The 13,042-nt window shown below is 63.9% G+C and carries 13 protein-coding genes and 1 tRNA gene; 5 read left to right on the top strand and 9 right to left on the bottom strand.

Going from position 1 to position 13,042, the window contains the following annotated elements; all coding sequences use genetic code 11:
* The first annotated feature begins 22 nt into the window (after positions 1-22).
* Both BM252_RS02505 and BM252_RS02500 read left to right on the top strand, forming a co-directional pair.
* Entirely contained in the window at positions 23-781 is a 759-nt protein-coding gene (locus tag BM252_RS02505; RefSeq protein WP_093383142.1) for an SDR family oxidoreductase, read from the top strand.
* 81 nt (positions 782-862) lie between these two features.
* Positions 863-2,992, top strand: coding sequence for a putative bifunctional diguanylate cyclase/phosphodiesterase (locus BM252_RS02500; protein ID WP_093383139.1), 2,130 nt, complete (start codon positions 863-865; stop codon positions 2,990-2,992).
* An 84-nt stretch (positions 2,993-3,076) separates the two neighbouring features.
* Here BM252_RS02500 and BM252_RS02495 read toward each other — a convergent pair whose 3' ends face one another.
* Positions 3,077-3,322, bottom strand: a complete 246-nt coding sequence (locus tag BM252_RS02495) for a hypothetical protein (protein ID WP_093383136.1) — start codon at positions 3,320-3,322, stop codon at positions 3,077-3,079.
* Positions 3,323-3,519: 197 nt separating this feature from the next.
* Here BM252_RS02495 and BM252_RS02490 point away from each other — a divergent pair, with 197 nt between their 5' ends.
* Positions 3,520-4,215 (top strand): hypothetical protein, encoded by a 696-nt coding sequence (locus tag BM252_RS02490; protein WP_139236246.1) that lies wholly within the window; start codon positions 3,520-3,522, stop codon positions 4,213-4,215.
* A gap of 328 nt (positions 4,216-4,543) precedes the next feature.
* On the opposite strand, the gene BM252_RS29865 is transcribed toward BM252_RS02490, so the two are convergent.
* On the bottom strand, positions 4,544-5,155 hold the full coding sequence (locus tag BM252_RS29865; RefSeq protein ID WP_139236245.1) for a hypothetical protein: 612 nt from the start codon (positions 5,153-5,155) through the stop codon (positions 4,544-4,546).
* A gap of 13 nt (positions 5,156-5,168) precedes the next feature.
* Entirely contained in the window at positions 5,169-6,146 is a 978-nt protein-coding gene (locus BM252_RS02485; RefSeq protein WP_093383130.1) for an ImmA/IrrE family metallo-endopeptidase, read from the bottom strand.
* 135 nt (positions 6,147-6,281) lie between these two features.
* Here BM252_RS02485 and BM252_RS29860 point away from each other — a divergent pair, with 135 nt between their 5' ends.
* The gene (locus BM252_RS29860) at positions 6,282-6,482 is read left to right on the top strand and encodes a hypothetical protein (protein ID WP_139236244.1); all 201 of its coding nucleotides are present in this window, start codon (positions 6,282-6,284) and stop codon (positions 6,480-6,482) included.
* A gap of 16 nt (positions 6,483-6,498) precedes the next feature.
* Here BM252_RS29860 and BM252_RS02480 read toward each other — a convergent pair.
* From BM252_RS02480 to pepN, 3 genes are all read right to left on the bottom strand, one after another.
* Positions 6,499-6,574: transfer RNA gene (locus BM252_RS02480), tRNA-Thr, on the bottom strand.
* A gap of 108 nt (positions 6,575-6,682) precedes the next feature.
* On the bottom strand, positions 6,683-7,684 hold the full coding sequence (locus BM252_RS02475; protein ID WP_093383128.1) for a class 1 fructose-bisphosphatase: 1,002 nt from the start codon (positions 7,682-7,684) through the stop codon (positions 6,683-6,685).
* Between the two features lie 45 nt (positions 7,685-7,729).
* The gene (gene pepN, locus BM252_RS02470; RefSeq protein WP_093383125.1) at positions 7,730-10,387 is read right to left on the bottom strand and encodes an aminopeptidase N; all 2,658 of its coding nucleotides are present in this window, start codon (positions 10,385-10,387) and stop codon (positions 7,730-7,732) included.
* Between the two features lie 219 nt (positions 10,388-10,606).
* Between pepN and BM252_RS02465 the strand changes: the two genes are divergently transcribed.
* A complete protein-coding gene (locus BM252_RS02465; RefSeq protein WP_093383122.1) occupies positions 10,607-11,287 on the top strand; it encodes a DUF4136 domain-containing protein in 681 nt (226 codons plus the stop codon).
* 120 nt (positions 11,288-11,407) lie between these two features.
* Here BM252_RS02465 and BM252_RS30850 read toward each other — a convergent pair whose 3' ends face one another.
* From BM252_RS30850 to BM252_RS02455, 3 genes are all read right to left on the bottom strand, one after another.
* Entirely contained in the window at positions 11,408-11,560 is a 153-nt protein-coding gene (locus BM252_RS30850; protein WP_174900388.1) for a hypothetical protein, read from the bottom strand.
* Positions 11,561-11,588: 28 nt separating this feature from the next.
* The gene (locus BM252_RS02460) at positions 11,589-12,563 is read right to left on the bottom strand and encodes a quinone oxidoreductase family protein (RefSeq protein WP_093383119.1); all 975 of its coding nucleotides are present in this window, start codon (positions 12,561-12,563) and stop codon (positions 11,589-11,591) included.
* Between the two features lie 69 nt (positions 12,564-12,632).
* The gene (locus tag BM252_RS02455; protein WP_093383116.1) at positions 12,633-13,034 is read right to left on the bottom strand and encodes a methylglyoxal synthase; all 402 of its coding nucleotides are present in this window, start codon (positions 13,032-13,034) and stop codon (positions 12,633-12,635) included.
* Between the last annotated feature and the right edge of the window lie 8 nt (positions 13,035-13,042).

The following is a 13,042-nucleotide window of genomic DNA, read 5'->3' as shown; positions in this document are numbered from 1 at the left end:
TACTGACATCGAAGGAGTGAAGATGAATGCATTGAGCGACAAGGTGGCGATCATTACCGGCGCCAGTTCGGGCATCGGCCTGGCCACGGCGCGGCTGTTCGCGCAGCACGGCGCCAGGCTGGTGCTGGTGGCGCGGCGCCGGGCCGAACTCGACGCGCTGGTCGAGCAGCTCGGCGCCGAGCGTGCCGTGGCCTACGTCGGCGACGTCGCCGAGGAGGACTGCGCGCGTGGCGCCGTGGCGCTCGCCGTGGCGCGCTTCGGCGGCCTCGACATCGCCTTCAACAACGCCGGCACGCTCGGCGCGATGGGGCCGACGCCCGGCCTCGACGCCGACGACTGGCGCCGCACGCTGGAGACCAACCTCACCGGCGCCTTCCTCGGCGCCAAGCACCAGTTGCCGGCGATGCTGGCGCGCGGTGGCGGCTCGCTCATCTTCACCTCGTCCTTCGTCGGCCACACGGTCGGCATGCCCGGCATGGCCGCCTACGCCGCCACCAAGGCCGGCCTGGTCGGCCTGACGCAAAGCCTGGCGGCCGAGTTCGGCGCCCGGGGCGTGCGCGTCAACGCCATCCTGCCCGGCGGCACCGACACGCCGATGGGCCGCGCGTCGGCCAACAGCCCCGAGGCGCTGGCCTTCGCCGCCGGCCTGCACGCCCTCAAGCGCCTGGCCGCGCCGGAGGAGATCGCCCGCTCCGTGCTCTACCTGGCCTCGGACGCGTCCAGCTTCACCACCGGCGCGGCGATGCTGGTCGACGGCGGCGTGTCGATCAACCGCACCTGAGCTTGACGGCGCTCAAGCGCGCGCCGGCCGGACGCAACGCCGGCGCCGCCCGCCTGTCCAACCCGGTGGAAGGGGAACGGCATGCGCCTGGCGGAATTCATCACCAACAACATCGACGCCCTGCTCGAGGAGTGGCAGAACTACGCCCGCACCATCAGCGCGGCCGAGAAGATGGACCCGGCCGCGCTGCGCGACCACGCCCGCCAAATGCTCGAATGGATCGCCGCCGACCTGGCCTCGCCGCAGACCGAGGAACAGCAAATCGGCAAGTCGCGCGGCGTGGCGGCGTCCGCCGGCGGGGCGTCCGGCCGGCCCGACACCTCGGGCCGGCAACACGGCGCCGGCCGCTTCGGCTCGGGCTTCAGCATCGAGGACGTGGTGGCCGAGCTGCGCGCGCTGCGCGCCAGCGTGTTGCGCCTGTGGAAGCGGGCCTCGCCGCCGACCATCGCCACCGAGCTCGACGACATGACCCGCTTCAACGAGGCGCTGGACCAGGAGCTGACCGAGTCGGTGGCCAGCTACACGGCGCACAAGGACCAGCAGGTGACGCTGCTGCAGACCATTTTGTCGGCCTCGCCCGACCACAGCTGCGTGCTGGACCGCGACGGCCGCTTCCTGTTCGTCAACAAGTCGCTGGCCGAGCAGTACGGCCTGCCGCCGCGGCGGCTGATCGGCAAGAGCCTGTTCGAGCTCGGCCTGGACGGCGCGGCCGACCTGCGCCACAAGATCGACCAACTGGTGCGCAACCGCGCGCCGCTGCGCGGCGAGCTGAGCTACCCCGCCGACAACGGCAAGGCGCAATGCTACGAATACATCCTGACCCCGGTGCTCGACCGCGAGGGCGAGGTGGAGGCGATCGCCAGCACGGCGCGCAACATCACCGAGCGCAAGGCTTGGGACGAGCGGATCTGGCGCCAGGCCAACTTCGACGCGCTCACCGGCCTGCCCAACCGCAGCCTGTTCCGCGACCGCCTGGAGCAGGAGCTCAAGCACTCCGAGCGCAACGGCGTGCCGGTCGCCCTGCTGTTCATCGACCTCGACCATTTCAAGGAGGCCAACGACAAGCTGGGCCACGACGCCGGCGACACCCTGCTGCAACACGCCGCCGAGCGCATCCGCAGCTGCCTGCGCGAGAAGGACACCGTGGCCCGGCTGGGCGGCGACGAGTTCACCGCCATCCTCACCGACATCGGCGGCGCCGACCACGTGCAGAACATCTGCAACAAGATCCTCGGCGAGCTGGCCCGTCCCTTCGCCATCGGCCCGGAGCGCATCGGCGTGTCCGGCAGCATCGGCGTGACGGTGTTTCCGCAGGACGCCACCAGCGCCAGCCACCTGCTGCGCGGCGCCGACCGGGCCATGTACGCGGCCAAGAACAACGGCGGCAACCAGAGCCGCTTCTTCGCGCGCAACATGCACAAGGCCTCCCAGTTGCGCTACCGCCTGATCGCCGACCTGCGCCAGGCCCTGCCCGCCGGCCAGCTCAGGCTGTACTACCAGCCCATCGTCGAGCTCGTCGACGGCGGCATCCGCAAGGCCGAGGCGCTGCTGCGCTGGTCGCACCCGCAGCGCGGCCTGCTGCCGCCGGCCGAGTTCATCGGCCTGGCCGAGGAGATCGGCCTGATCAACCAGATCGGCGACTGGGTGTTCACCGAGGCGGCGGCGCAGGCAAGGCGATGGGGCGAGCTGCTCGGCGGCAGCTTCCAGGTCAGCGTCAACAAGTCGCCGGCGCAGTTCGCCGCCCACGCCCAGCGCCTGAGCTGGGCGGCCCACCTGCGCCAGCAGGGGCAGGCCGGCAACAGCGTCTCGGTCGAGTTCATGGAGGGCGTGCTGACCAACGTCTCCGAGGCGGCCGGCGACGAGCTGGCCAGCCTGCACCAGGCCGGCATCGAGCTGGCGGTCGACCACTTCGGCGCCGGCGCCTCGTCGATCGCCACGCTGAAGAAGTTCGACGTCGACTACCTGAAGATCGACCGCTCCTTCCTCCACGACATGGCCGCCGACGCTGGCAAGCAGACCATCCTGGAAACCATGATCGCCATGGCCCACAGGCTGGGGCTGAGGGTGATCGCCGAGGGGGTGGAGACGGCCAAGCAGCGCGACTGGCTCAGGGAGGCCGGCGCCGACTACGCGCAGGGCTTCCTGTTCTCCGAGCCGGTGCCGGCCGAGCAGTTCAGCGCGCTGCTGGGCGGCGGGCAGGCGCGGCATTGATGTTCGGTTCGGACCTCGACAAGCAAGTTCTGCGGGCTTCCAATTCCGGGTTCCGCCGCCGGCGCCTCGGCGCGCTGGATGCCGTCACTCGTCCGCTATATCGGTGCCTACCTCAAGCACCTTCGGCCCATTGCCTGCATTGCCTACCTTTGCGACGGCAGGCCGAGCACGCTCTACCTGTACTTTGGCGGCTTGGAGAAGGCGCAAGCCCTCCGCCTGCATCACAGCAGGGTCAATGCCTTCCAGCACTTGGTCATCGGACATCGCGAGTAGTTCATCCACCACCGTGTCGATGAAGCTGTCGAATTCGTTTGTCGCTTTGATCGTCATGTTTTTCGCCGGTCAGGGTCCAGCTCGGATTCTGGAATAGCAGACATAGATAGGGCTTCCTCTCTAGTACTCTCCAACAGCTGACCGTGGACACTACTGCCGTAAGATTTTTTCGCTCATGTGTTATCAAAATCTAGACAATTCGAAAGATCGCCTCGCATATACTTCCACTGTACCGTGCCGGAGAGTCATCTGCTATGTCATTCCGCATTTCGAAGACACCAACCTGCTATCACTGCGACGCCGAAGGCACTGGGCGAGAACACGTGCCGCCTAAATGCCTGTTTCCGAAGGGCGGCGACTGGTCGGGCTTGATGACCGTGCCGTCCTGCGTGGCGCACAACAACGCCCACTCGAAGGCAGACGATTATTTGAAGTTTTTGTTGGGTGCAATCGCCTTGAACATCCCAGGCGCCATCACGAGCAGCGCGGCTAGAAGCGTTGTAAGGCTTGCGCAGATGGGCAGCGGCAACCTGCATAAGTATGGATTTCATCGGAACGGCGACGTTCTGGTGATCGACAACGTTTTTTCGCTCGACTTCGAACTCTTGAGCGCGTGCCTAGAAAAGATGGCGCGCGCAATTTATTTCTATCACCTCAGCGGTCGACGAAAGCTCTTGGGCGACCTGCAGGTCTGGCCACTATTCATTCCTATCGATCCTCGGATTGCCCCCGAACTCGCATCGGCGGTGGCCACAGTTCAGGCCTCGACAGCCCAGGATTTCGAACAGCATGCAAAGCTTGGGTTGCACCAGGATATTTTTGCGTACCAAGTCTTCGAAGGACCGGGGAGCGTTGCCATCAACATGGAGTTCTACAGAGGGCATCGGGTCTCGGTCATGGGCGTGGCGGAGCAAGCTGTGACGCGCATAGGCGCGGGTAACGCCCGCTAGCGCCCCCATTGACCCGCCGAATTCAGCACAGCGTTGTGTGGGTGCCAAAGGCTCCGGCCCCCGGTCACTCCCGAACATTCAGGACTAATGCAGGAAATCCCATATCGCTGCCGGTGCTCTCCGCTGCTGAGGCTACATGCGGGATTTTCCCGCATGTACTGGAATCGACCGCGCATACGATGGCTGGGCGGCATATCATCCAAAAGCTGGGTAGTTCAGACAGACAGTGGACCTAGCCAATCGCTGCCGTGACGCGCTCAAACTTGAGCGCATCTCCTCGGGCTTTAGCTGGTTGCGCGCTGGCCGCTTGAGTGCGGCGATGAGCCACTTACCTTGCTACAGGGCGTGGCGTAAGTAAGGTTGGGCAGGCGGTACGCAATTCATCCGCATATGAATAGAGACAGGCTAGGGCGTGCTCTTCTGTCCGCCCTGGGCCAAAAGCATTCCGGAGAACGCCATCACATGCGCTGCCGGCAGTTAGCTTTATCGATAATTCCGAAAAATCGCTGTTATGCATCAAACCAATGACGAGCTCTTCAAAACAGAGGACTCGTCCAGCTAGCGCGGATTTTATCGGTCCATCAGCCATCGTATTTAGTGCTCTAACGACCCGCTTATCTCCAGTAATAAGATAAGCGCCGGGTGTCATAGCCACCGTTGCCGCAAGGATAGCCTCGCCGGCGTCAGCACCAGTTTCCATTATGGCTTCGAGGACATCGATATCCACTTCGTCATGAGTGATAATAGTTACTAACTGGCAAAACCTTTCCAATCTAGCCAGAACCTCAGGATTGTTCCTTAACGTCTTCCTCATCTTAAAAATGCAGGTATGAAGAATTGCAATTGATTTCACTGGAAGCTGTATGTATGCCAGGAACTCGTCAAAAAGGTCGCAGTGGGCAAGCTTAAAGAGAATATTGTTATCTGACAAAACAATCATTTTGTCTCGATATTCAAGCGTGTGCCGCAAGGGCCTTAGTCAGCAAAGATGCTTGGTCATCAGACAGGGAATCTTGGTCTATATGTGCGAGCAAATTATTATTGACTACGCTGGTGTCCGTCGCAGTGGCGGGGAGCAGCTTAAGAGCAGCGTTCGCCAGCGCGAAAATTTCTGCGGCATGAGCGAAATTTAGAATGATATGACCGGGATCAATCTTGTTTTTCTGGCCATAAGTGATGGCTGCGTTGGCCAACTTAGCCGCAGTGACATATTTTCCGCCAGACGAGTAGCGAATGTCACTTCCATTTAATAGCTGAACAGCAAAGGAATCCGCCGCACGCTCATCAGCGTCTGCCGTATTGCTAGTAATAGCAGCATCTATAAGCGTGCCATCGTCACTTCCCAAATGTCCTAATGCAATATGTCCGATTTCATGCGCAAGATGAAACAGTAAATATGGAGCCGCTTTTTTAGTGCAAAGAACAATGGCACTGCGCCCATGATGCCGAATTGCTACGGCATCCATTTTTTTTCCCGGTAACTCAGGCATGTGAAGTACTGGAACACCTATGCGGTTGCAATAATCCAACAACGCGGACAAATCAATACACTTATGATTCAGCAACAGCGCATTTCGAATATCCAATGCGCTTGGTGGCGGTGGGATATAGGCGGATGGAACTGCTTGAACGGCCAACTTGGCAATGCCAGTGGCATACTCAGCGCTAAGTTGAATGCTGGGCTCATCAACGGCCTTGCTGAATTTAAACTTGCGCCGCGCTGCCTTAAACTCAATTTGAGCAGATGCATCCCGCAGCGAGCGCAGTTCGAAATTCATCCCTGAGGAGATGATAAGCTGGGCTTGTAGTAAGGCACTAGGGGTGGCCGCCAGAGAGTCGTCCCACCAATCAGGAAGCAGGCGACGAGCAAACGCTTTCGTCACGCCTTTTCTGCCCAAACGTGCGTACAGGGAGTCCATTGGATTAGTCATCACGGTCTCCTTTCTGTCTTCGAACGCCGTTCTCGCGCCGAACTAGCGCATTACATCATACCAAATATCCAACTTGTAGTGTCAGTTTCGATTCTGCCAGCGGTACATGCAGCACTCGTTTTGCAGCAGCAAAAGATGCTCACCTACCAGCGTGCCCAGGGACAGATTTCCAATCAAAAACAGGGGCTGTTCTGGATGCGAACGACTAAATTGACAAGCATAAGACCCAAGGTTGCAACAACCATCAAGCCCTGGGGCGTTCGGAAGCATACCGAGCAGAAAAATTTCTCCCAGAAAAGACAAAAGGGCTACACGCCGAAGCATGTAACCCTTTGATCCCACTGCAAATTCCTGGTGCCGCTTGCCGGAATCGAACTGGCGACCTTTTCATTACGAATGAACTGCTCTACCAACTGAGCTAAAGCGGCGAAGTCGCATATTCTAACAAGAAAAACTCGACACTGGCTAGTCCGGACGCAATTATTTTTCGTCAAGCTGACAAATTGTCATTGCATTCGGACGCCGTCGAGCTTGCCTCAAGCCTGGTGGTAGCCGGTCACCACCGCCACCTCGTCGCGCGAGCCGAGGAACACCGGTACGCGCTGGTGCAGCTTGTGCGGTTGGATGTCCATGATGCGGTTGACGCCGTCGGTGGCGGCGCCGCCGGCCTGCTCGACGATGAAGGCCATCGGGTTGGCCTCGTACATCAAACGCAGCTTACCCGGCATGCTGGTGTCGCGCGTGTCGGCCGGGTACATGAAGATGCCGCCACGGTTCAGGATGCGGTGCACGTCGGCCACCATCGAGGCGATCCAGCGCATGTTGAAATTGGTGCCGCGCGGGCCGGTGTCGCCGGCCAGCAGCTCGTTGACGTAGCGCGTGACCGGCGGGTGCCAGTGGCGCATGTTCGACATGTTGATGGCGAACTCCTTGGTGGTGGCCGGGATCTTGATGTCGCGCTGGGTCAGCACCCAGGAGCCCATCTCGCGGTCCAGCGTGAAGCAGTTGACGCCGTTGCCGGTGGTCAGCACCAGCATGGTCTGCGGGCCGTACACGGCGTAGCCGGCGGCGACCTGCTTGGTGCCGGCCTGCATGAAGTCGGCCTCGGTCGGCTGGCCCATGCCGTCGGGCGCCTTCAGCACCGAGAAGATGGTGCCGATGGAGACGTTGACGTCGATGTTGGAGGAGCCGTCCAATGGGTCGAACAGCAGCATGTATTCGCCTTTTGGATAGCGGTTCGGGATCGGATGGATCGATTCCATCTCTTCCGACGCCATGGCCGCCAGGTGGCCGCCCCATTCGTTGGCCTCGAGCAGGATCTCGTTGGAGATCACGTCCAGCTTCTTCTGCACTTCGCCCTGGATGTTTTCCGTGTGGGCGCTGCCGAGGATGTCGCCCAGCGCGCCCTTGCCCACCGAGTGGCTGATGGTTTTGCAGGCGCGCGCCACCACTTCGATCAACAGGCGCAGTTCGGCCGGGATCGTGTTGTTGGTGCGTTGTTCTTCGACCAGATATTGCGTGAGGCTGATGCGTTTCATGTATTCCCTTGGTTGATTGGGGTTGCTGAATGGACGTAGTTTATCTTACCGGGCGCCGGCCAGCGCCTTGCTGACCACTTCCAGCACGTCGTTGGACAGTCGGGCGTGCGCGGCCACGCGTTCCAGCGCGCGCTGCATGTGCGCCTGCAGGGCCGGCGTGTAGCGGCGCCAGCGGTCCATGCTGCGCGCCAGACGGGCCGCCACCTGCGGGTTCAGCGCGTCCAATTTGATGACGTGCTCGGCCCAGAACTCGTAGGCGCTGCCGTCGGCGGCGTGGAACTGCGACGGGTTGCCGTTGGTGAAGTTGAAGATCAGGCTGCGCGCCCGGTTCGGGTTCTTCAAGGTGAAGGCCGGGTGCTCCATCAACTTGCGCACGGCGGCCACGTCGGTGCCCGGCGCGGCCGCCTGCATGGCGAACCACTTGTCGACCACCAGCGCCTCGTGCTCGAAGTCCTGGTAGAAGCTGTGCAGGTGTTCGCCGACCTCGGCGCCGCTGTGGATCAGCGCGACCAGCGCGGCGGCGCGGTCGGTCATGTTGCCGGCCTCGGCGAACTGCTGCCGCGCCAGCGCCAGCTCGGCCTCCTGCGGCGCGATCAGCAGGTAGGACAGGGCCAGGTTCTTCAGCGCGCGCTTGCCGGCCGACAGGGCGTCCGGGCTGTAGGCGCCGGGCGTCTGGTTGGCGTGGTACTGCGCCAGCAGCTCGGGCTTGAGGGCGGCGGCCAGGGTGCGGCGCATGAACTGGCGCGCGCTGTGGATGGCCTGTGGCTCGACCACTTCCATCTGCTCGGCGATGATGGTCTCGGACGGCAGAATCAACGCCAGCTCGCGGAAGGCCGGGTCGAGCGTTTCGTCGACCAGCAGCGCGCGCTGGGCGGCGATGAAGGTGGCGTCCAGCGCCAGCGGCTTGCCGGTGGCGACGGCGGTGGTCAGCTTGAGCAGGCGTTCCATGGCCAGGCGCTGGCCGGCCTCCCAGCGGTTGACCGGGTCGCTGTCGTGGCTGAACAGGTGCAGCAGCTCGGCGTCGGTGTAGTCGTACTCCAGCACCACCGGGGCGGAGAAGTCGCGCAGGATGGACGGCGTCGGCCGCTCGGCGATGTCGTGGAAGCGGAAGGTCTGCTCCTCGCCGGTCAGCTCCAGCACCACCGTGGCCTGGCCCTGGCGGTCCTTGGCGTCGGTGCTCAGCGCCAGGTCGCGCCCGTCGGCGCCGAGCAGGCCGACGGCCACCGGGATGTGGAAGGGCAGCTTGTGCTCCTGGCCGGCCGAGGCCGGGCAGTGCTGGCGCAGCGTGATGTCGAAGGTGCGGGCGATGGCGTCGTAGTTGGTCTCGGCGCGCACCACCGGCGTGCCGGCCTGGCTGTACCAGCGCTCGAACTGGCCCAGGTCGCGGCCGTTGGCGTCGGCCATGGCGGCGCGGAAGTCGTCGCATTCGACGGCCTGGCCGTCGTGGCGCTCGAAGTACAGGTCCATGCCCTTGCGGAAGCCGTCGCGGCCCAGCAGGGTCTGGTACATGCGCACCACCTCGGCGCCCTTTTCATAGATCGTCACGGTGTAGAAGTTGTTGATCTCGACGAAGGAGTCGGGCCGCACCGGGTGCGCCATCGGGCCGGCGTCCTCGGGGAACTGGGCCTGGCGCAGGGTGCGCACCTGGTCGATGCGGGTGACGGCGCGGCCGCTGTCGGTGCCGATCATGTCGGCGGAAAACTCCTGGTCGCGGAACACCGTCAGGCCTTCCTTCAGCGACAGCTGGAACCAGTCGCGGCAGGTGACGCGGTTGCCGGTCCAGTTGTGGAAGTACTCGTGGCCGACCACCGCCTCGATGCCGGCGTAGTCAATGTCGGTGGCGACGCGCGAATTGGCCAGCACGAACTTGGTGTTGAAGATGTTCAGGCCCTTGTTCTCCATCGCGCCCATGTTGAAGTCGCCGACGGCGACGATCATGAAGCGGTCCAGGTCCAGCTCCAGGCCGAAGCGCTGCTCGTCCCAGCGGATGCTGTTCTTGAGCGACTGCATGGCGTAGTCGGTCTTGTCGAGGTTGCCCTCCTCCACCCACACCTGCAACAACACCTCGCGGCCCGACTGCAGCGTGTAGCGCTCCTCCTGGCAGACCAGGCGCGCCGCCACCAGGGCGAACAGGTAGGACGGCTTCTTGAACGGGTCCTCCCACTTGGCGTAGTGGCGGCCGTCGCCCAGCTCGCCCTGTTCGATCAGGTTGCCGTTGGACAACAGCACCGGGTACAGCGCCTTGTCGGCGCGCAGCATCACGGTGTACTTGGCCATCACGTCGGGACGGTCGGGGAAGTAGGTGATGCGGCGGAAGCCCTCGGCCTCGCACTGGGTGAAGAAGTTGCCGTTCGATACGTACAGGCCCGACAGCGTGGTGTTCTTCACCGGCGCCGTCAGCGTCTCGATCTCCAGCACCACCGCCAGCGGCGCCTTGCGGATGGTCAGCGTGCTGCCGCTCAACTCGTACTGGCCGGGCCGCAGCGTCTTGCCGTTCAGGCGCAGTTGGACCAGCTCGAGCGCCTCGCCGTGCAGCACGATGTCGCGGCTCTTGCTGGCCGGGTTGTGGCGCAGCGTGACGCGGCTGGCGACGATGGTGCGGGCCGGGTCGAGGTCGAAGCCGAGCTCGACGGTGTCGACCAGGTAGCTGGGCGGAAGGTAGTCTTTGCGGAAAATCGTCTGGGGGCTGCTGTCGGTGCGCATAGGGGCTCGGGAGGGGGACGAAGACAAAGGGCTATTTTACCAACTTCAACGGCCGGCGACGGGCGTTTTGCGCCGCGCGCCGGGGCGAGTTTCTGCGAAGTTGCTAGTTTCCCGCCCGCCGTAACAATCTGTAATAATCAAGCGGGTGCCTATGCATCGTCGTAAACTGGGTTTTACCCATCATCGTCACTGATTCGTCACTGATCGGAGAGCAATATCATGAAATATCTGGCCATCCTGGTGGCCGCCGCCAGCCTGCTGCTGAGCGGCTGCGCCACCACCATCCGCAGCAACGTCACCGCCTTCAACGACTGGCCGGCCGCACCACAGGACAAATCCTATGTGTTCGAGACGCCGCCGACGGCCGAGGACACCCTCGAATACCACAGCTATCAAGTGCTCGTGAGCAACGAGATGGCCAAGCTGGGCTTCCGCCAGACCAACGACCCGGCCAGCGCCGGCCTGCGCGTCGGCATGCACTTCTCCACCACCGACGTGCCGGTGCGCGTGTTGCAGGCCAACGACCCGTTCTGGGCCGGCCCGGTCTGGCCGTACAGCCGCTACGGCTTCTACCGCTACGGCTACCGGCCGTTCTACTACGACCCGTGGCGCTACAACGCCTACGAGGTGGAGGAAGTGGTCAAGCACAACTACGAGCGCCTGCTGCGCGTGACCATCAACGGCCGCGACGGCCGCAAGCTGTTCGACGTCACCGTCACCAACTCCAGCCGCGTGCAGGCCACGCCGCACGTCATGCCGGCGCTGGTGCAGAGCGCCTTCACCGGCTTCCCCGGCCAGAGCGGCGTGCCGCGCCGGGTCGACCTGAAGATAGCACCGCAGGCTGGCGACGACGGCGCGGCAGCGCCGGCCAGCCCAAGCGCACCGGTGCCGGCGGCTTAAACCCCCACCCCGCAACCCAAGGGGACGGACCCCGTACGGGGTCCGTCCCCGGCCGCCGCGCTTTGCGGGGTAACAAAAAAAACGCGCCTAGGCGCGTTTTTTCATGTCCGCGGCCGTCGGCTAGGAGTAGTAGGCCTCGGCCGTCAGCGTGATCACGCCGATCAGCGCCACCGCCAGCACCAGCACGATCAGCAGGCGGCCGAACTTGGGCGAGCCGTCGTCGGGCGCCGCCGGCTTGGCGGATGGGGTGCTGCTGTCGGTGTGGTCGGTCATGGCGATGGCGGTTTCTCTGGTGGGCGGATCAAGGCAGCAAAATGGACGAGCCGGTGGTCTTGCGCGCCTCCAGTTCGGTATGGGCGAGCGCCACCTGGTCCAGATTATAGCGCTGGCGCACCTCGATCTTGACTTCGCCGCTGGCCACCACGCCGAACAGCGACTTGGCCGACGCCTCCAGGTCCTCGCGCTTGGCCATATAGCTCATCAAGGAAGGCCGGGTGATGAACAGCGAGCCGCGCGAGGCCAGCTCCTGCAGGCTGAACTCGGGCACCGGGCCGGAGGCGTTGCCGAAGCTGACCATCATGCCCAGCGGCGCCAGGCAGTCCAGCGAGCCGGTGAAGGTGTCCTTGCCGATCGAGTCGTAGACCACCGAGACGCCCTTGCCGCCGGTGAGCTCGCGCACCCGCTCGACGAAGTTCTCCTTGTTGTAGTTGATGACGTGGCTGGCGCCGTGCGCCAGCGCCAGCGCGCCCTTCTCGTCCGAACCGACCGTGCCGATCAAGGTCACGCCCATCACCTTGGCCCACTGGCAGGCGATCAGGCCGACACCGCCGGCGGCGGCGTGGAACAGCACCGTGTCGCCGGCCTTCAGCGCCACCGTGCGGTGGAACAGATACTGCACCGTCAGCCCTTGCAGCATCATCGCCGCGCCGGTCTCGAAGCCGATCGAGTCGGGCAGCACCAGCAGCACGTCGGCCGGCATGTTGCGCGCCTGCGCGTAGGCGCCGTTGGGCCGGCCGGCGTAGGCGACGCGGTCGCCCACCTTGACGTGGCTGACGCCCTCGCCCACCGCCTCAACCACGCCGGCGCCCTCCAGGCCCAGGCCGGCCGGCAGCGGCTGCGGATACAGGCCTGTGCGGAAGTAGACGTCGATGTAGTTGAGGCCGATGGCCTCGTGGCGCACCTGCGCCTCGCCCGGCCCCGGCGCGCCCAGCGCCACCTCGACCAGTTCCATCACCTCGGGACCGCCGACGCGGTTCATGCGGACTACTTTTGTCATGTTCACTCCTGTGTGGCGATCTGCGTGGGCGGCGCGGCGGCGCGGCCGCCGCGTAAAGTCTAACGCGTTTTACAGCGGCGCGACGGACTGCTGGGCGGCGCGCAGCTGTAGCTGCGACAGCACCAGGTGGGCCGAGGTCATGTTGGTGGCGCAGGGGATGTTGTGCACGTCGCAGGCGCGCACCAGGGCGTTGATGTCCGGCTCGTGCGGCTGCGGCGTCATCGGGTCGCGCAGGAAGATCACGCAGTCGATGCGGCCCTCGACCAGCAGCGAGCCGATCTGCAAATCGCCGCCGAAGGGGCCGGAGTGCTTGCGCTCGACCTTCAGGCCCAGCTCGTTGGCGAGGCGGCCGCCGGTGGTGCCGGTGGCGGTCAGGCTGCAGCTGCGCAGGAAATCGAGGTACTCGCCGGCCAGGGCGATCATGTCGTCTTTTTTCTTGTCGTGGGCGATCAGGGCTATGCGGGTGGTCATGGCGGCTT

Source organism: Rugamonas rubra, from assembly GCF_900114705.1.
GTDB classification, from domain to species: Bacteria; Pseudomonadota; Gammaproteobacteria; order Burkholderiales; family Burkholderiaceae_D; genus Rugamonas; species Rugamonas rubra.
The sequence above is the reverse complement of the archived record's forward strand: the minus strand, read 5'-3'. Positions and strand labels throughout refer to the sequence as shown.